The organism is Streptomyces sp. NPDC101234 (genome assembly GCF_044767525.1).
Classification (GTDB): Bacteria; Actinomycetota; Actinomycetes; order Streptomycetales; family Streptomycetaceae; genus Streptomyces; species Streptomyces sasae.
This window is the reverse complement of record NZ_JBIWOA010000022.1, coordinates 167,725-187,279: the sequence shown is the minus strand read 5'-3', so window position 1 is coordinate 187,279 and position 19,555 is coordinate 167,725. Positions and strand designations below refer to the sequence as shown.

General features: G+C 70.4%; 12 protein-coding genes. 8 read left to right on the top strand and 4 right to left on the bottom strand.

The features are described from left to right. Positions 1–55 precede the first annotated feature (55 nt). Both ACIRR9_RS34600 and hflX read left to right on the top strand, forming a co-directional pair. Positions 56–1,543: a M1 family metallopeptidase gene (locus tag ACIRR9_RS34600; protein WP_403760107.1), complete on the top strand. Its 1,488-nt coding sequence runs from the start codon at positions 56–58 to the stop codon at positions 1,541–1,543. A 183-nt stretch (positions 1,544–1,726) separates the two neighbouring features. Continuing rightward, complete coding sequence (hflX, locus tag ACIRR9_RS34595; RefSeq protein WP_403760104.1) at positions 1,727–3,220, top strand: GTPase HflX; 1,494 nt, start codon at positions 1,727–1,729, stop codon at positions 3,218–3,220. Between the two features lie 175 nt (positions 3,221–3,395). Here the strand turns inward: hflX and ACIRR9_RS34590 are convergent, their stop codons facing one another. Further along, entirely contained in the window at positions 3,396–4,619 is a 1,224-nt protein-coding gene (locus ACIRR9_RS34590; protein ID WP_403760101.1) for a trypsin-like serine peptidase, read from the bottom strand. 99 nt (positions 4,620–4,718) lie between these two features. Next, positions 4,719–5,978, bottom strand: coding sequence for a glucarate dehydratase family protein (locus ACIRR9_RS34585; protein ID WP_403760098.1), 1,260 nt, complete (start codon positions 5,976–5,978; stop codon positions 4,719–4,721). A gap of 326 nt (positions 5,979–6,304) precedes the next feature. On the opposite strand from ACIRR9_RS34585, the gene ACIRR9_RS34580 reads away from it, so the two are divergent. The 4 genes from ACIRR9_RS34580 to ACIRR9_RS34565 all read left to right on the top strand — a co-directional run bounded on the left by ACIRR9_RS34580 (position 6,305) and on the right by ACIRR9_RS34565 (position 13,794). Continuing rightward, positions 6,305–8,074, top strand: coding sequence for a diaminobutyrate--2-oxoglutarate transaminase family protein (locus tag ACIRR9_RS34580; protein ID WP_403760095.1), 1,770 nt, complete (start codon positions 6,305–6,307; stop codon positions 8,072–8,074). A gap of 189 nt (positions 8,075–8,263) precedes the next feature. Next, on the top strand, positions 8,264–10,477 hold the full coding sequence (locus ACIRR9_RS34575; protein ID WP_403760092.1) for an IucA/IucC family protein: 2,214 nt from the start codon (positions 8,264–8,266) through the stop codon (positions 10,475–10,477). Between the two features lie 134 nt (positions 10,478–10,611). Beyond that, positions 10,612–11,619: a GNAT family N-acetyltransferase gene (locus tag ACIRR9_RS34570; RefSeq protein ID WP_403760090.1), complete on the top strand. Its 1,008-nt coding sequence runs from the start codon at positions 10,612–10,614 to the stop codon at positions 11,617–11,619. Positions 11,620–11,820: 201 nt separating this feature from the next. Then, complete coding sequence (locus ACIRR9_RS34565) at positions 11,821–13,794, top strand: ATP-dependent DNA helicase (RefSeq protein ID WP_403760087.1); 1,974 nt, start codon at positions 11,821–11,823, stop codon at positions 13,792–13,794. Positions 13,795–13,941: 147 nt separating this feature from the next. On the opposite strand, the gene lexA is transcribed toward ACIRR9_RS34565, so the two are convergent. Continuing rightward, positions 13,942–14,721 carry a transcriptional repressor LexA gene (gene lexA / locus ACIRR9_RS34560; RefSeq protein ID WP_123973581.1) on the bottom strand — a complete coding sequence of 260 codons (780 nt, stop codon included), beginning with the start codon at positions 14,719–14,721 and terminating at the stop codon, positions 13,942–13,944. A 504-nt stretch (positions 14,722–15,225) separates the two neighbouring features. Between lexA and nrdR the strand changes: the two genes are divergently transcribed. Both nrdR and ACIRR9_RS34550 read left to right on the top strand, forming a co-directional pair. Further along, positions 15,226–15,777, top strand: a complete 552-nt coding sequence (gene nrdR / locus ACIRR9_RS34555) for a transcriptional regulator NrdR (protein ID WP_403760084.1) — start codon at positions 15,226–15,228, stop codon at positions 15,775–15,777. Between the two features lie 162 nt (positions 15,778–15,939). Then, the gene (locus ACIRR9_RS34550; RefSeq protein ID WP_403760081.1) at positions 15,940–18,837 is read left to right on the top strand and encodes a vitamin B12-dependent ribonucleotide reductase; all 2,898 of its coding nucleotides are present in this window, start codon (positions 15,940–15,942) and stop codon (positions 18,835–18,837) included. 87 nt (positions 18,838–18,924) lie between these two features. Here the strand turns inward: ACIRR9_RS34550 and ACIRR9_RS34545 are convergent, their stop codons facing one another. Then, positions 18,925–19,458, bottom strand: coding sequence for a TerD family protein (locus tag ACIRR9_RS34545; protein WP_123973578.1), 534 nt, complete (start codon positions 19,456–19,458; stop codon positions 18,925–18,927). Between the last annotated feature and the right edge of the window lie 97 nt (positions 19,459–19,555).

Here is a 19,555-nt window from a genome sequence, read left to right as displayed (position 1 = left end):
TGGTTTGGTCGCGAGTCGTCGCCGTGAACCGGGAGCGCGTTGGTAGCGGTGGTCCATGCCGCTCACTTTCCGCACCCGCTCGCCCCGGCGCCGGAAGGCCGCTGTCCTCCTCGCCTCCGCCGTCTCCGTCGCCCTCCTGGGCGCGAGCGCCCCGCCGGTCCCGCTCGGCGTGGGCGACCGGCTCTTCCCGTACCTCGGCAACCCGGGGTACGACGTGGCGTCGTACGACCTCTCCTTCACCTATCCCGGCAGCAACGACAAGCCGCTGCAGGCCGTCACCACCATCGACGCCTGGACGACCAAGGACCTGGACCGGGTCAACCTCGACTTCGCACACGGCAAGGTCGCGTCCGTCGAGGTCGACGGCCGGCCCGCCGCCTTCGCCGGAGCCGGCGAGGACCTGGTCGTCACCCCCGACCGGCCGCTGCGGCAGGGCAGCTGGACCCGGATCACCGTGAAGCACACCAGCGACCCGGTGCCCGCCAAGGGCCAGGACGGCGGCTGGGTGCGCACCACGGACGGGCTGGCCATGGCCAATCAGGCCGACGCCGCCCACCTGGTCTTCCCGTGCAACGACCACCCGTCCGACAAGGCGATGTTCACCTTCCACATCACCGCCCCGAACGGCTACACCGTCGTCGCCAACGGCCTCCCCACCGACTCCGTCCGGATCGGCCGCTCGACGACCTGGACCTACCGCACCCAGCACCCCATGGCCACCGAACTGGCCCAGGTCTCCATCGGCCGCTCCGCCGTACTGCACCGCACCGGACCGCACGGACTGCCCGTCCGGGACGTCGTCCCGAGCGCCGACGCCAAGAAGCTCGAACCCTGGCTCGCCAAGACCCCGGACCAGATCGCCTGGCTGGAGAGCAAGGTCGGGCCGTACCCGTTCGAGACGTACGGCGTACTGATGGCCCAGGCCTCCACCGGCTTCGAGCTGGAGACCCAGACGCTCTCCCTCTTCGAGAAGAATCTCTTCACCGAGCCCGCGTACCCCAAGTGGTACATCGAGTCGGTCATGGTGCACGAGCTCTCCCACCAGTGGTTCGGCGACAGCGTCAGCCCGCACGTCTGGTCCGACGTCTGGCTGAACGAGGGCCACGCCACCTGGTACGAGGAGCTGTACGCGGAGGAGAAGGGCAAGCAGCCCATGATCAACCGCATGAAGGCGGCGTACGGCGCCTCCGACCGCTGGCGTGCCGAAGGCGGACCGCCCGCCATGCCCAAGGCGCCCCAGCCCGGACAGAAGATCAGCATCTTCCGCCCGAACATCTACGACGGCGCCGCCCTCGCTCTCTACGCCCTGCGCCAGGAGATCGGCAAGCCGGCCTTCGAACGCCTGGAGCGGATCTGGGTGCAGCGGTACAAGGACGGCAACGCCACCACCGCCGACTTCGTCCACCTGGCCTCCGCGGTCGCCGACCGCGACCTCACCGGCTTCTTCCGCGCCTGGCTGTACGGCCAGAAGACCCCGCCGATGCCCGGCCACCCGGACTGGAAGCAGGTCCCGGCCTCGGCCGGGCAGAAGGCCCGGAAGTGACGGCGGGGCGACCCCTGGAATAACACCGTGCCGGGACGGGGCGTACCGTGCGACCATCATGGGGTCGGCGCGGTACGCGGCACTCGGCACGGGTCGCGGGGAATCTCCCGGGGTACTCGTACGTTGGAACGTTGTCTGCACCACACCGCCGGCTTCGGCATCCCCATCGACGTAAAGGACCCAATGACCTCCTCTTCTTCCCCTTCCCAGGACACCAGGCGCCTCGCGCAGGACTACCCCGACGGTCTTCGGGCCGATGCCCTGATGGAAGAGGACGTCGCCTGGAGCCACGAGATCGACGGAGAGCGGGACGGCGACCAGTTCGACCGCTCCGAGCGCGCGGCCCTGCGCCGCGTGGCGGGCCTCTCCACCGAGCTCGAGGACGTCACCGAGGTCGAGTACCGACAGCTCCGCCTGGAGCGGGTCGTACTCGTCGGGGTCTGGACCTCGGGCACCGCACAGGACGCGGACAACTCCCTCGCGGAGCTGGCCGCCCTCGCCGAGACGGCGGGCGCGCTCGTGCTCGACGGCGTCATCCAGCGCCGCGACAAGCCCGACGCGGCCACCTACATCGGCTCCGGCAAGGCCCTGGAGCTGCGCGACATCGTCGTCGAGACCGGCGCCGACACCGTCATCTGCGACGGTGAGCTGAGTCCGGGCCAGCTGATCCAGCTGGAGGACGTCGTCAAGGTCAAGGTCATCGACCGGACGGCTCTGATCCTGGACATCTTCGCCCAGCACGCCAAGTCCCGAGAGGGCAAGGCTCAGGTCGCGCTCGCGCAGATGCAGTACATGCTGCCGAGGCTGCGAGGCTGGGGCCAGTCGCTGTCCCGCCAGATGGGCGGCGGCAAGGGCGGCGGCCTCGCCACCCGTGGTCCCGGTGAGACCAAGATCGAGACGGACCGGCGTCGGATCCGCGAGAAGATGGCGAAGATGCGCCGGGAGATCGCGGAGATGAAGACCGGCCGCGAGATCAAGCGCCAGGAGCGCCGCCGCAACAAGGTGCCGTCCGTCGCCATCGCGGGCTACACCAACGCCGGCAAGTCCTCCCTGCTCAACCGCCTCACGGGCGCCGGCGTCCTGGTCGAGAACGCCCTGTTCGCGACCCTGGACCCGACCGTCCGCCGCGCGGAGACCCCGAGCGGCCGCCTCTACACCCTGGCGGACACGGTCGGTTTTGTCCGCCACCTGCCCCACCACCTGGTCGAGGCGTTCCGCTCCACCATGGAGGAGGTCGGCGACGCCGACCTCATCCTGCACGTGGTCGACGGCGCGCACCCGACCCCGGAGGAGCAGCTGGCCGCCGTACGCGAGGTGATCAGGGACGTCGGCGCGACCGACGTACCGGAGATCGTAGTGATCAACAAGGCGGACGCGGCGGACCCCCTGGTCCTCCAGCGCCTGCTGCGCAACGAGAAGCGCTCGATCGCGGTCTCGGCCCGCACCGGCCTGGGCATCGACGAACTCCTGGCCCTGATCGACAACGACCTGCCCCGCCCGTCGGTCGAGATCGAGGCCCTGGTCCCGTACACCCACGGCAAGCTGGTGGCCCGCGCCCACAACGAGGGCGAGGTGATCTCGGAGGAGCACACCGCCGAGGGCACCCTCCTCAAGGTCCGCGTCCACGAGGAACTGGCGGCGGAACTCGCGCCGTATGTCCCGGCGCCGCTGGCGTAACGATTGGTAGCTGAAGGCCCCGCTCCCCTTTTTAGGGGGCGGGGCCTTCACCTACCTGGGGGCGCGGGGCTGTTATCGATATGCGGCTCCGCCGCGTGGGCGCGAGCAACCCACGACGGCCGTCAGTCGCCGAACCACAGTTCCCCCTACGGAGACAAGGCGATATCAGCCGCCCTCACTGATCAGCGAACTCCTTACTGACCGCCTCGTACACACCCTTGGCCACATCACCCAACCGAGGCCCGGCCAACCACCCCGAACTCACCGGCCCGATGGACGTGTTGGACACCAGCGCCGGCTTCCCGTCCGACCCGGTCTCCACCCAGCCACCCCCGGACGCCCCGCCGGTCATCGTGCACCCGATCCGGTACATCGTCGGCGCCGACGCATCGACCGACAGCCGCCCCGGCTTGTCCGCGCACTGGTACAGCAGCGACCCGTCGTACGGCTTCGCCGCCGGATACCCCTTGGCCGTGATGCTGGACACCTTCGGTACGGCCGGAGCGTTGAAGTTCACCGGAAGCGCCGAACCGACCGTCTCCTCCAGGGACTTGCCGCTACCGCCCTGCTCGGGCGTCACATGGATCACGGCGTAGTCGTACGACGCACCGTCGCCGCCCGTCTCCCCGCCCTGGTCGATCCACTGCTGCGAGGTCTGCGCCCCGTCACCCCACCAGACGCCGTAGGGCGCGACCTCCGACCGGGTGGCCTTCGCCAGCGCCGCACCCGTCAGACCCTGGTCGTTGTACGACGGCACGAACGCGATGTTCCGGTACCAGCCGCCCTTCTTGCCGGCGTGCACACAGTGCCCCGCCGTCCACACCAGGTTGGACTTGCCCGGGTGCGCGGGGTCCTCGACGACCGTCGCCGAGCAGACCATCGTGCCTTCGGGGGAGTCGAAGAACACCTTCCCGGAGGTGGCCGCGCTCGCGTGGTACGTCGGCCGGACGGCCTTCGCCTGGACCGGCGCGGGCGTCGGGTCGGTCACGCCCTGGTCACCGGAGATGTCGTTGTCGTCGACACCCTTGTTCTTGTCCGGGTCGTTGGCGTCCCGCATCCGGTCCGGGTCCCACAGCCCCTTGATGATGGGGTTGATGAAATCGTTGGCCTCGCGCAGCCAGTCGTCCTTGTTCCAGTTCTTCCAGGCGCCGTGCTTCCACTTGTCTATGTCGATCCCGTGCTCTTTGAGCTTGTTCTTGATGTCGTCCGGGATCTTGATCTTGCCGTCACCGGTGTCGGCCGTCGCGGACGCCGAGGCCGGGCCGCCCGCGTTGGCGTCGTTGGAACCGCTGCAGGCGGTGGCGGTCAGGGCCAGCGACGAGGCGAGGGCGACGGCCGCCAGCGCACGGGGCGCGCCCCTTCCACGGCGCAGGACGGACGACGGCCGGAAGGATCGCATGGTGGTGACTCCCCCTGTTGGTAAGGAACTTCAGCGCCACACACTATGCGGTCGCTGTGGGGGACTCCCGATGGAAGGGCAACGGTTTCGCTACGGGCCTCACCAGCGGGGCAACCGAAGTTCGTAGGTGGGATCCACGCGCCGCATGTAACCGGTGTCGTCCCGTGTGCGCATCCCCGACTCCAGGTACAGCCGGTGCAGCCGGTCCAGCGCCTCGTGATCGAGTTCGACGCCGAGTCCAGGACCGGTCGGCACCCGCACCGCACCGTCCTTCAGCTCCAGCACACCGGGGACGATCACATCGTCGGCGCTGTTCCACGGGTAGTGCGTGTCGCAGGAGTGGTCCAGGTTCGGGATCGCGGCCGCGACATGGGTCATCGCGGCGAGGCTGATGCCCAGATGCGAGTTGGAGTGCATGGACAGGGCGAGCCCGAACGCCTCGCAGACGGCGGCGAGTTCACGGGTGCGACGGAGGCCGCCCCAGTAGTGGTGGTCGGTCAGCAGCACCTGGATCGCCTGCTGCTCGATGGCCGGCCTCAGCTGCTCCCAGGCGATCACACACATGTTGGTGGCGAGGGGGAGCGGCGACTCCTTCGCCACGGCCGCCATGCCCTCGATCGTCGCCGTCGGGTCCTCCAGGTATTCGAGGACGTCCTTGAGCTCGTGGGCGACGTACTTAGACGTCTCCACCGACCAGGCCACGTTGGGATCGAGCCGCAACGGCTGCCCGGGGAACGCCTCCGCCAGCGCCCGTATCGCCGCGATCTCCTCGTCCGGCGGGAACACTCCACCCTTCAGCTTGAACGACCGGAACCCGTAGCGCTGTTGCATCAGCCGCGCCTGCTCGACGACCCCGGCCGGATCCAGCGCCGCACCCCAGTCGTCGCCGACCGCCGGGCGTCCGTCCAGTGCCGGGTGTTCCGCCCACTTGTAGAAGAGGTACGCGGCGAAGGGCACCGAGTCCCGGACCGCGCCGCCGAGCAGGTCGCTGACCGGCCGCCCGAGCAGCTTGCCCTGCGCGTCCAGGCAGGCCACCTCCACCGCACTCGTGGTCCAGCCGCGTTCGTGCGAGCTGGGCACGGTCGGCAGCAGAGCCGCGTCGACGGCAGCGACGACGGCCGTCGCATCGAAGACGTCCATGCCCACGACCGTCTTCGCGGCCTTCTCGAGCCGTTCCAGCCGGGCCGTGCCACCCGGGGACTCCCCGAGGCCCACCGTGCCGTCCTCCAGGACGAGTTGGAGGACGATCCGCAACGCGAGGGGCTCGTGGACACCGTTCGAGTTGAGCAGCGGCGGGTCCCGGAAGGCGATCGGGGTGATGACCAGCTCGCGGATCTTCGCGCCTGCGGGAGTGTTCATGCGGTGACTGCCTCCGGTCCGTGGTCGATGAGTTCGGCAAGCGCCGGTTCACGGGTATGAACACTCATCACGGATATAAATACCGAGCCAAGCTATGAATTGCTTGATCCGGATGTCAAGACATGGCCTGGGATTTCGTCGAGGGGTGGTCCTCTGTCCGGTGGGTCGAACGAGAGGCGCGGACCAGGGCAGGGGCACCGCAACGATCTTGAGATGACCCGTAACCCGTCGGACGGTCCGGGGTTGGTAGTGGTGGGGGGTCCGCTGCCTGTGCCCAGGGCCCCGCCGATCAACTCGCCTCTGGACAGCGGGGAGGACAGCCAGCCGTGGCCGTGACGGAGTCGGTGACCGGGGGGACGCTCGGCGGAGCGCGCGCGGCGCACGAGGGGATCCTGAGGCGTCAGTCGGCGCGCGAGTCGAGGGCACGTACCTACGCGCGCGCCCTCCCCATCGTGCCCGTGCGGGCCCGTGGCCTGACCATCGAGGGCGCCGACGGCCGCCGCTACCTCGACTGCCTCTCCGGCGCCGGCACCCTCGCGCTCGGACACAACCACCCGGTCGTGCTGGAGGCGATTCGCAAGGTCCTCGACTCCGGCGCCCCGCTCTCCGTCCTCGACCTGGCGACCCCGGTCAAGGACGCCTTCATCACCGAACTGTTCCGCACTCTGCCGCCCGGCCTCGCCGACCGGGCCCGCGTCCAGTTCTGCGGGCCCGCCGGCACGGACGCCGTCGAGGCCGCCTTCAAACTCGTCCGGGCCGCGACCGGCCGCACCGGCATGCTCGCCTTCACCGGCGCGTACCACGGGATGACCACCGGCGCCCTGGCCGCCTCCGGCGGGGCCGACGACGTCCGTGTCGCCCGGCTGCCCTACCCCCAGGACTACCGCTGCCCGTTCGGCGTCGGCGGCCCCCGCGGCGCGGAACTCGCCGCCCGCTGGACCGAGTCCGTCCTCGACGACCCCAAGTCCGGCGTCCCGCTGCCGGCCGGCATGATCCTCGAACCCGTCCAGGGGGAGGGCGGAGTGATCCCGGCCCCGGACGACTGGCTGCGCCGGATGCGCCGAGTCACCGCCGACCGGTCCATCCCCCTGATCGCGGACGAGATCCAGACCGGGGTGGGCAGGACCGGAGCCTTCTGGGCCGTCGAGCACAGCGGCGTCACCCCGGACGTGATGGTCCTGTCCAAGGCCATCGGCGGCAGCCTCCCCCTTGCCGTCGTCGTCTACCGCGACGACCTCGACGTCTGGGAACCCGGCGCCCACGCCGGCACCTTCCGGGGCAACCAACTCGCCATGGCCGCCGGCACGGCCACCCTCGCCCACGTCCGCGAGAACGCCCTCGCCGAACGGGCGGGCCTGCTCGGCTCCCGGATGCTCTCCCAGCTTCGGACTCTCCAGGCGGAGTTCGCGTGCATCGGGGATGTGCGCGGGCGGGGACTGATGATCGGGGTGGAACTGGTCGATCCGGAGGGGGAGGGACGTACGGGCGAGGCCCGGGACACGGGCGGCGCCACGAGGGCGGGCGCAGGGGACCGCGAAGCGTGCGGGACGGGGCGTACGGCGGGCGGGCGGACCGGTGCCGAGGACGCGGGTGGGCGGGGCGGTCGGCTGGGTGTGCAGGGCGGTGCGGCGGACATGGGCGGACGAGACCACGACCCTGGGTGGGGGCGGGGCGTGCCGGGCAGGGCGGCCGGTGCCGGTGACGGCGCGGCGGGTGTCATGGACCGTGCGGACGGCGTGGTGAGTGCGGGCGGCGATGCGGCGGGCGCCCTCGGCCGCGCGGCGGGCTTGGGGCGCGGCGCCGTCGGCGGGGCCGCGACCGGGCGGGACGCCGATGCCCGTCGTGAGCCGCGGCCCGCGGCGCCCGAGTTCGCCGCCGCTGTGCAACGCGCGTGTCTGGAACGCGGTCTGATCGTCGAACTCGGCGGTCGCCACGCCGGTGTCGTACGGCTTCTCCCGCCCCTCACCATCAGCGACGAACAGGCGGCCGCCGTACTCGACCGGCTCGCCGACGCGGTGGCCGCGGTGGCCCGCGACCCGGCCGGCCACGGTGTCCTGCCGCCACGCCCGGACGGCCGCAAGAAACCGACCGGCTAGCCGCGGCTCCCGGAACGGGCCGACCCGCCGACGCACACCGGGCGCACCGGTCGGCCGCCTTCGGAAACCCCGCATCGTCCCCACCCCTCTCATCAGGACGCTCAGCACACGACTCACCTCCGCATCAACCGAGTCCGCCCCGCCCGACGGCGAACTCCCCGCCCCCCACAAGTCCCCGAGGAACCCCCCTTGAACGCCACCCCAACCCCCGACGATCACGGAGACCAAAGCCCACAGGGGCGCCCCGTTCCGCTCGCCGAGTCGGTTCCCCAGCAACGTGGCCGCACCGCCCCGCCCGAGCGCCCGCGCGACGACACCGGGGACCTCCTGGTCCATCCCGACCCGCATATCGCCGCCCAGGCCGCAGCGGTGGAGAACCTGCTGCGCTGCTGGGCACGCGAGACGAACCTCCCCGCGCCCGACACCGCCACCCTCCGCATCCCGCTCCCCTCCAGCGGTACGGCCCTCATCACCCCGGTCCGCCACTGGTCCCCGACCGGCTGGCACCGCTTCGGCCAACCCCGCCTGGCCGGCACCCCCGACACCGCCCCACCCGTCGACGCGGTCACCCTCGCCGCCCTGCTCACCCGGGAGACGGCCGTGGGAGCCGACGGCACGGCCAGACGACCCGAGGACCCGGCAGGGCCGCGAGCCGAAGACCCGGCGGCGCGCCGAGCCGACGGAGCGGTCCGCCGAGCCGACGGCGTCCCCGGCCAGGCCGACGGCGTACTCCGCGCCGCCAACGGCGTTCCTGCCCGGAGCGACGGCACACCCCGCACCGCCAACGGCGTGCCGGCCCAGAGCGACGGCACCACCCGAACCATCGGCACACCCGGCGCCGGTGACAGCCCGCCCGGCCCCGGCGGCGCGTCCGGTACCCGGGACGGCTCACCCGGCGCCGCCGACGGCTCCCCCGTCGCCCGGGCCACCCCCGACGACGGCGACCTCGTGGCCCGCGTCGCCGACTCCCTGCGCCGCACCGTCACCTTCATCGTGGACCGGCGCGCCCACCCCGCCGACGGCCCCGACCGCTTCCTCGCCGCCGAGCAGGCACTCCTCCTCGGCCACCCGTTCCATCCGACCCCGAAGAGCCGTGAGGGTCTGACCGAGTCCGAAGCCAGGCTCTACTCACCGGAGTTGCGCGGCTCCTTCCCGCTGCACTGGATGGCGGTCGCCTCCTCCCTTCTCGTCACCGACTCGGCCTGGACCGAGCGAGGCCGCCCCGTCCCCGCGCCGCACCTGATGGCACGTCTGGCAGGAACGGCCCTGCCCCTGCCCGACGGCTGCGCGGCCGCCCTGCCCCTGCACCCCTGGCAGGCCCGCGAGGTCCGTCACCGTGAGGAGATCGCCGCCCTCCTCGACGCCGGACTCCTCCGCGACCTGGGCCCCCTCGGCGCCCCCTGGCATCCCACCTCCTCCGTACGAACCGTCCACCGCACCGGCGCTCCCGCCATGCTCAAGCTGTCACTGGGCCTGCGCATCACCAACTCCCGCCGGGAGAACCTCCGCAAGGAACTCCACCGAGGCGTCGAGGTGCACCGCCTGCTGCGCACCGGCCTCGCGAAGCACTGGCAGTCCGCCCACCCGGGCTTCGACATCGTGCGCGACCCCGCCTGGCTGGCCGTCGACGGCGGGGACGGCCGACCCGTACCCGGACTCGACGTGGTGATCCGGCACAACCCGTTCACCCCCGCCGACGACGCGTCCTGCGTCGCCGGGCTGGTCGCCCCGCGACCCCTCGACGCCCCGGGGGCGAACGGCAGGCCCGGGACATACCGTTCCCGGCTCGCCCAGGTGGTCGCCCGGCTCGCCGAACGCACCGGACGGCCCGTCGGCGCCGTCAGCGCCGAGTGGTTCCTGCGCTATCTGGAGCAGGTGGTCCGCCCGGTGCTCTGGCTCGACGGCGAGGCCGGCATCGCCCTGGAAGCGCACCAGCAGAACACCCTGCTCCTGCTGGACGCCGACGGCTGGCCCGCCGGCGGGCGCTACCGCGACAACCAGGGCTACTACTTCCGTGAGTCCCGGCGGGCCGACCTCGACGCCCGGCTGCCCGGCATCGGCGAGCAGAGCGACACCTTCGTCTCCGACGAGGTCACCGACGAACGCTTCGCCTACTACCTCGGCATCAACAACGTGCTCGGCCTGATCGGCGCTTTCGGCTCCCAGCGGCTCGCCGACGAACGCCTGCTGCTCGCGGCGTTCCGCCGGTTCCTCACCGACGTGGCCGCCGGGCCCGCCCGGCTGCGCAGCCCCCTGGCCGGCCGTCTGCTCGACTCACCCGTCCTGCGCTGCAAGGCCAACCTGCTGACCCGGCTGCACGGCCTCGACGAACTCGTCGGCCCGGTCGACACCCAGTCCGTCTACGTCACCATCGCCAACCCCCTCCACTCCGCACAGTCCTGATCGCCCGGACCACCTCACCGGCCCATCGCGCACCGGCCTTCGATCACCGGCCTCCGTCCACCGGCCTTCGATCACCGACCTTCGTTCACCTACCGAGGAACATGACCCACCCCGTCTCCTGAGAGGAGCGCAGCATGCCTCCCACCGACGCGAGCGCCGACGCAGGCCTCGTCCCGGTCCGTCCCGTCCACCCCGGCCGCCCCGGACCCGCCGAGGACGACCGGGACTGCGAGGACACCCTGGACCTGCGTCTGCCCGATGGATTCAGCGCCCTCTTCGCCGGGACGACGACCGGCGGCGCCGACGCCGACGTCGGAGGGACGACCGACCCCGACCGCGGCGGAAGGCAATGGCCCGCGCCGACCACCCGGGACGAGACGCACACCGCCCCGGCCGACGAGACCCGCACCGCCACTTTCGACCGCGACCGCGATCACAACCACCGTCCCGGTCCGCTGGTCCACGACCGTCTCTCCGCATTCGACCGCGACCGAGCCGTCCCGTTCGACACCGACCGGGCCGCTGCACCCGACCACGACCGGCTCGCCGCACTCGACCCGCTCGGCACACCCGATCTGCTCGACCGGATCGGCACCTGGGGCCCCACCGAAACCCCCGTCGGCCTCTTTCACCTCGTGCCGGTCAACGTGGAACGCGACCTGCCGATCATCAGCCGTTGGATGGGCGACCCTGCCGTGGCCGCGTTCTGGCAGCTGGCCGACTCACGGGAGCAGACGGAGGACCATCTGCGCGCCCAGCTGACGGGAGACGGACGCAGTGTGCCGTGCCTGGGCCTGCTCCACGGCACCCCGATGAGCTACTGGGAGATCTACCGAGCCGACCTGGACCCGCTCGCCCGCCACTATCCGGCCCGCCCGCACGACACCGGGATCCACCTTCTCGTCGGTGCCGTCGCCGACCGGGGGCGGGGACTGGGGTCCGGCCTGCTCAGAGCCGTGGCCGATCTCGTCCTCGACCACCGCCCCGCCTGTGCGCGTGTCGTCGCGGAGCCCGATCTTCGCAACACCCCCTCCGTGGCCGCCTTCCTCAACGCGGGCTACCGCTACGCCGCCGAGGTCGACCTGCCTGCCAAACGGGCCGCCCTGATGATCAGGGACCGGTCCCTACGTCATCTGATGTAGCGCTGAGTGATTGCGCGTACACATGTAGTACGAAGCGGCGACCGATCAAGTTCCGGCCTCTCGAAAAAAACGAAGCAGCCGAACCTCCGGCCCGCCCTTCCCCGCTTGGCCCGTCCGTCCAGGAGCATCCGGCGTGATCCCACCCACCGCCGCCGCCTTGATCGCCCGATTGTCAGTGCCGGGCCGTAGGGTGGTCGCGCTATGACGAAGCCCTCACTCCCTGAACTCCTGCATGCCGCTGTCACAGCTGTCGGCGGTACGGAGCGCCCCGGCCAGGTGACCATGGCCGAATCGGTCGCCGGAGCGATCGACGACGGATCCCATCTGCTGGTCCAGGCCGGCACCGGCACCGGAAAGTCGCTCGGCTATCTGGTGCCGGCGCTCGCGCACGGGGAGCGGGTCGTCGTGGCGACGGCGACCCTCGCCCTGCAGAGACAGCTCGTGGAGCGGGACCTGCCGCGCACCGTCGACTCCCTCCATCCGCTGCTGCGCCGCCGGCCGGAGTTCGCGATGCTCAAGGGCCGGTCGAACTACCTGTGCCTGCACCGACTGCACGAGGGCGTGCCGCAGGACGAGGAGGAGGGCCTCTTCGACCAGTTCGAGGCGGCCGCGCCGACCAGCAAACTGGGCCAGGATCTGCTGCGACTGCGTGACTGGGCGGACGAGACCGAGAGCGGTGACCGAGACGACCTCACGCCGGGCGTCTCCGACAAGGCCTGGGCCCAGGTCTCGGTCTCCTCCAGGGAGTGCCTGGGCGCATCCAAGTGCGCCTATGGCGCCGAGTGCTTCGCCGAGATGGCCCGCGAGCGCGCCAAGCTCGCCGAGGTCGTCGTCACCAACCACGCCCTGCTCGCGATCGACGCCATCGAGGGCGCCCCGGTGCTCCCGCAGCACGAGGTGCTGATCGTGGACGAGGCGCACGAACTGGTCTCGCGGGTCACCGGCGTCGCCACCGGTGAACTCACTCCCGGCCAGGTCAACCGTGCGGTCCGGCGCGCCGCCAAACTGGTCGACGAGAAGGCCGCCGACCAGCTCCAGACCGCCGCCGAGGGCTTCGAGCGGCTGATGGAGCTGGCCCTGCCGAGTCGTCTGGAGGAGATCCCGGAGGACCTCGGTTACGCCCTGGCCGCTCTCCGGGACGCGGCCCGCACGGTGATCTCCGCGATCGGTACGACCCGCGACAAGTCGGTCCAGGACGAGGACGCGGTCCGCAAGCAGGCGCTGGCCTCCGTGGAGACCGTGCACGACGTGGCGGAGCGGATCGTGAACGGCTCCGAGTGGGACGTCGTCTGGTACGAGCGTCATGACCGCTTCGGTGCGTCCGTCCGCGTCGCTCCGATGTCCGTGTCGGGCCTGCTCAGGGAGAAGCTCTTCGCTGACCGCTCGGTCGTCCTCACCTCGGCGACCCTCAAGCTCGGCGGTGATTTCAACGGCGTCGGCGCCTCCCTGGGACTGGCCCCGGAGGGCACCGAGGGCGAGGACCTCCCGCAGTGGAAGGGCGTCGACGTCGGTTCGCCCTTCGACTACCCGAAGCAGGGCATCCTCTATGTCGCCAAGCATCTGTCGCGCCCCGCGCGGGACGGCGACCGCGCCGACATGCTCGACGAGCTGACCGAGCTGATCCAGGCCGCCGGCGGCCGCACCCTCGGTCTCTTCTCCTCTATGCGGGCCGCCCAGCAGGCCGCCGAGGAACTGCGCGTACGGATTCCCGAGTTCCCGATACTGCTGCAGGGCGAGGAGACCCTCGGTGAGCTGATCAAGAACTTCGCGGCCGACCCCAGGACCTGCCTCTTCGGCACGCTGTCACTGTGGCAGGGCGTCGATGTCCCAGGGCCCAGCTGCCAGCTGGTCGTGATGGACAAGATCCCGTTCCCGCGCCCGGACGACCCGCTCATGAGTGCCCGGCAGAAGGCGGTCGAGGACGCGGGCGGCAACGGCTTCATGGCGGTCGCCGCCACCCACGCCGCGCTTCTGATGGCCCAGGGCGCCGGTCGGCTCGTCCGCGCGTCGGGAGACCGGGGCGTGGTCGCCGTACTCGACCAGCGGCTGGCCACCGCCCGGTACGGGAGCTATCTCAAGGCGTCACTGCCCGACTTCTGGTACACCACGGACCGTAATCAGGTCAGGAAGTCGCTGGCGGCCATCGACGCGGCCGCACGCCAGGCGGAGGCGTGATGATCGCGGGGTGGCCTGACCGGCGTAGGCCAGGCCGACCCGCGATGTGAACAGGCGGCGGGGTCCCGGGCAGTAGTGGACCCCGGAACCGGCGCAGGGGTTCCGGGGCCCGATCTGAGGGCGGGCGGGTCGACCGCCCGCCAGGCGTCACACGCGCCGCAGTACCGCGACGACCTTGCCCAGGATGGTCGCGTCGTCGCCGGGGATCGGCTCGTAGGCCGAGTTGTGGGGGAGAAGCCAGACATGGCCGTCCTCGCGCTTGAAGCGCTTGACCGTGGCCTCGCCGTCGAGCATGGCGGCGACGATGTCGCCGTTCTCCGCGACCGGCTGGCGGCGGACGGTGACCCAGTCGCCGTCACAGATCGCGGCCTCGATCATCGAGTCACCGACCACCTTGAGCACGAACAGCTCGCCGTCTCCGACCAGCTGCCGGGGGAGCGGGAAGACGTCCTCGACCGACTCCTCGGCGAGGATCGGCCCACCGGCGGCGATCCGGCCGACCAGCGGGACGTACGACGCGGCGGGCTTGCCGGCGGTGTCCGTGGGCTGCACGGTGACGGCCTGGTCGGAGCCGCGCACCTCGTACGCGCGCGGGCGGTGCGGGTCGCGGCGCAGGAAGCCCTTGCGTTCCAGTGCCATCAGCTGGTGCGCCACCGAGGATGTGCTCGACAGGCCGACGGCCTGGCCGATCTCCCGCATCGACGGCGGGTAGCCCCGCCGCTGCACCGAGTCCCGGATGACCTCGATCACCCGGCGCTGCCGGTCGGTCAGGCCCGAGCTGTCCGCCCGGATGCCTGGAGGTCGGCCCGGCAGGGAGCGCTTGTGTCCCTCGGGATTCACGGCTTCGTTCATGGCATGCACCGGGTCGATTCGGCCCTGGGAGCGGTCCTGGGCGGTGATGGTGGCACTGTCTGCGGTCGTGGTCACGTCGGCCCCTCTCGATGGTCTCCCTGCTGGACAACGGTAGTTGCTTTCGAAAGGTTGCGCCAAACACACGTTCGAGTGAAAAAACGCGGTTCACCGGACGCGATCACAGGTCTGGGTGTATGGCTCACGCGGTACCCGGCGGACAAAAGGTCCCATTGTTGTACTCTTCACCGCCGGACTGATGGCCTTGTGGGTGTGCCCAGTCTGCCATCCGGACCGGCGCCGACCGGGACGACCGTCCCCATCTGCGCCGGAGTCGCACGTGACCTCCGTGTGGCGCCCACGGTATCTCCGTATTCGCCGTAGCGGTACGTGTGCGACACGCGCAACCTGGCGATGTATCAGCCAATCACCACATCTAGTGGTTGGATTGCGACCGCAGCCCACAAGTTGTGGTCCCCCGGGTCTCCGGTGCCTCTGAGATCGCTTATGCTTGGGGCTGCTTCGAGGGGCTCATGTGGCCCAACGAGGTCATTGAGTCTGCTGTGAGGAGGGTTGGAGATCATGCACTGCCCCTTCTGCAGGCACCCCGACAGCCGTGTGGTCGACAGTCGTACGACCGACGACGGCACGTCGATCCGCAGACGCCGCCAGTGTCCGGACTGCTCCCGTCGTTTCACGACCGTGGAGACGTGCTCGCTCATGGTGGTCAAGCGGTCCGGAGTCACCGAGCCATTCAGCCGTACCAAGGTCATCAACGGTGTGCGCAAGGCATGCCAGGGACGACCTGTCACCGAGGACGCACTCGCCCAGCTCGGCCAGCGGGTCGAGGAGGCGGTGCGCGCCACCGGAAGCGCCGAGCTGACCACCCATGACGTGGGGCTGGCCATACTCGGCCCGTTGCAGGAGCTCGACCTCGTCGCCTATCTGCGATTCGCCTCGGTCTACCGGGCGTTCGACTCGCTCGAGGACTTCGAGGCGGCGATCGCGGAGCTCAGGCGGGCGGCGCAGGACCCCGCCGCGGACGACGAAGACGCGGGAGCGGGGAGCCAGGAGGACGATCACGGGCCGGGCGTGGCCACTCAGGTGCCCGCGCCCGCCCGCATCGCCGGCTGACGGGCGGACCGGAACCGGGCGGTGGGCCCGGATCCGGATGTCGGACGGCGATCCAGGACTTGTTGCGGGGGCGGCTCATCGTGCCCGCAACGCGAAACAGAACAGCGTGTCACGGGAACATCGTGGCATTTCAGGGCGTTTTTGCCCGTAGAGGGAGGCGGCATGACAGAGACGGCGAGCGGTCCGGCACGGAGTTCCCGCGCGAAGGGAACGAAGGCCACCAAGGGGCTGCGTATCGAGCGCATCCACACCACCCCCGGCGTACACCCGTACGACGAGGTGAGCTGGGAGCGCCGTGACGTCGTCATGACCAACTGGCGCGACGGCTCGGTCAATTTCGAGCAGCGTGGCGTCGAGTTCCCCGACTTCTGGTCGGTGAACGCGGTCAACATCGTCACCAGCAAGTACTTCCGCGGTGCCGTCGGCACCCCGCAGCGCGAGACCGGCCTCAAGCAGCTGATCGACCGCATCGTGAAGACGTACCGGAAGGCCGGCGAGGACTACAAGTACTTCGCGTCGCCCGCCGACGCCGAGATCTTCGAGCACGAGCTGGCGTACGCCCTCCTGCACCAGATCTTCAGCTTCAACAGCCCCGTGTGGTTCAACGTGGGCACCCCGCAGCCCCAGCAGGTCTCGGCCTGCTTCATCCTGTCCGTCGACGACTCCATGGAGTCGATCCTCGACTGGTACAAGGAAGAGGGCATGATCTTCAAGGGCGGCTCCGGCGCCGGCCTGAACCTCTCCCGGATCCGCTCCTCCAAGGAACTGCTCTCCTCCGGCGGCAACGCCTCCGGCCCGGTCTCCTTCATGCGCGGCGCCGACGCCTCGGCCGGCACCATCAAGTCGGGCGGCGCCACCCGCCGTGCCGCCAAGATGGTCATCCTGGACGTCGACCACCCCGACATCGAGGACTTCATCGAGACCAAGGTCAAGGAGGAGGAGAAGATCCGCGCCCTCCGTGACGCGGGCTTCGACATGGACCTGGGCGGCGACGACATCACCTCCGTCCAGTACCAGAACGCCAACAACTCGGTCCGCGTGAACGACGAGTTCATGAAGGCGGTCGAGCAGGGCGGGCAGTTCGGTCTGCGCGGCCGGATGACCGGCGAGGTCATCGAGGAGGTCCAGGCCAAGAGCCTGTTCCGCAAGATGGCCGAGGCCGCGTGGGCCTGCGCCGACCCGGGCATCCAGTACGACGACACGATCAACCACTGGCACACCTGCCCGGAGTCCGGCCGGATCAACGGCTCGAACCCCTGCAGCGAGTACATGCACCTGGACAACACGTCCTGCAACCTCGCCTCGCTGAACCTGATGAAGTTCCTGAAGGACGACGGCAAGGGCAGCCAGTCCTTCGACGTCGAACGCTTCGCCCAGGTCGTCGAGCTCGTCATCACGGCGATGGACATCTCCATCTGCTTCGCGGACTTCCCGACCCAGAAGATCGGCGAGAACACCCGCGCCTTCCGCCAGCTCGGCATCGGCTACGCCAACCTCGGCGCCCTGCTGATGGCGACCGGCCACGCCTACGACTCCGAGGGCGGCCGCGCGCTGGCCGGTGCCATCACCTCCCTGATGACCGGCACGGCGTACAAGCGCTCGTCCGAGCTCGCCGCGGTCGTCGGCCCGTACGACGGCTACGCCCGCAACGCGGACGCCCACAACCGCGTCATGAAGCAGCACGCCGACGCCAACACCGTGGCCGTCCGTATGGACGACCTGGACACCCCGGTCTGGGCCGCCGCCACGGAGGCCTGGCAGGACGTGATCCGCCTCGGTGAGAAGAACGGTTTCCGTAACTCCCAGGCATCGGTCCTCGCCCCGACCGGCACGATCGGTCTCGCGATGTCCTGCGACACCACCGGTGTGGAGCCCGACCTCGCCCTGGTCAAGTTCAAGAAGCTGGTCGGCGGCGGCTCGATGCAGATCGTCAACGGCACGGTCCCGCAGGCCCTGCGCCGCCTGGGCTACCAGGAGGAGCAGATCGAGGCGATCGTCGCCCACATCGGCGAGAACGGCAATGTGATCGACGCCCCCGGCCTCAAGCAGGAGCACTACGAGGTCTTCGACTGCGCCATGGGCGAGCGTGCCATCTCCCCGATGGGCCACGTCCGCATGATGGCCGCCATCCAGCCGTGGATCTCCGGCGCCATCTCCAAGACGGTCAACATGCCGGAGTCGGCGACCGTCGAGGAGGTCGAGGAGATCTACTTCGAGGCCTGGAAGCTGGGCGTCAAGGCGCTCGCGATCTACCGCGACAACTGCAAGGTCGGCCAGCCGCTCTCCGCCAAGACCAAGGAGAAGGAGAAGGAGAAGGAGGAGGTCGCCGAGAAGGCCGAGGCGACCATCCGCGAGACGGTCGAGAAGGTCATCGAGTACCGCCCGGTCCGCAAGCGCCTCCCGAAGGGTCGTCCCGGCATCACCACGTCCTTCACCGTCGGCGGCGCCGAGGGTTACATGACGGCCAACTCCTACCCGGACGACGGCCTGGGCGAGGTCTTCCTGAAGATGTCCAAGCAGGGCTCGACCCTCGCGGGCATGATGGACGCCTTCTCCATCGCGGTCTCCGTGGGTCTCCAGTACGGCGTGCCGCTGGAGACGTACGTCTCGAAGTTCACCAACATGCGCTTCGAGCCGGCCGGTATGACGGACGACCCGGATGTGCGGATGGCGCAGTCGATCGTCGACTACATCTTCCGTCGCCTGGCGCTGGACTTCCTGCCCTTCGAGACCCGTTCCGCGCTCGGCATCCACTCCGCCGAGGAGCGCCAGCGTCACCTGGAGACCGGTTCGTACGAGCCGTCCCTCGACGACGAGGTCGATGTCGAGGGCCTGGCCCAGTCGGCGCCGCGCGCCCAGGAGCTGAAGGCCGTCGCCACCCCGAAGGCCGAGGTGGCCAAGCCCGCCCCGAGGCAGGCGCACACCAGCGCCGAGCTGGTGGAGATGCAGCTGGGCATCCAGGCCGACGCCCCGCTCTGCTTCTCCTGCGGGACGAAGATGCAGCGGGCCGGTTCCTGCTACATCTGCGAGGGCTGCGGCTCGACCAGCGGCTGCAGCTGACGCGTCAGCGCAGTGAAGCGGTGAAGTGAAGTAAGGGGCGTCGGCCACGGCCGACGCCCCTTACCGTTTGCTCCCGGCCGTCTGGCGTCAGGGCCGGCCGAGTCCGCCCATCGCCCGGGTGAAGACCACGGGGTCGTCCTCGAAGCCGTGCAGGCCGGGCCGGAAGCTCCAGTCGCCGGATCCGTCGCGCACGAACTCCGCGACGGCGGCCGCCGTCGCCCCGAGGACCGAGCCGAAGTCGTCCTGGGCGAGCACGTTGTAGCCCTCCCGGACACGCACCGCTGGGTTCAGGACGTTCACGAACGTCCGGTGCGCGGCGCGCTGCTGGATGACGACTCCGACGACCACGCGCGTGTACCGGGCGTCGAGCCGGTCGAGTTCGAGCGTCATGACCTCGTCCCAGCCGAAGCCCTTGCCGTCCTGGCTGTCCCGGTTGAGGAAGATCGTGCCGTCGGGCGAACGGCTGTCGAAGTGCACCAGATAGGCCGGAGTTCCGTACGGGTCGGCCGCTGTGAACGTCCCGGCGATGACGTCGAGATCGGTGGGTGGCTGCCCCGCCGGGCTGGGATCCCACTTCACCCCGACCTCGACCTTGCTGATCGCCTTGCTGAAACCGCTCACCACGCGTCCCCTTCCCCCTAGAGGTCCACTGCCCCAACTGATGGGCTGCCAAGGCTCTTTGTCCATCGTGCCACGCGCGCGGGGGCGCATGCGCGGG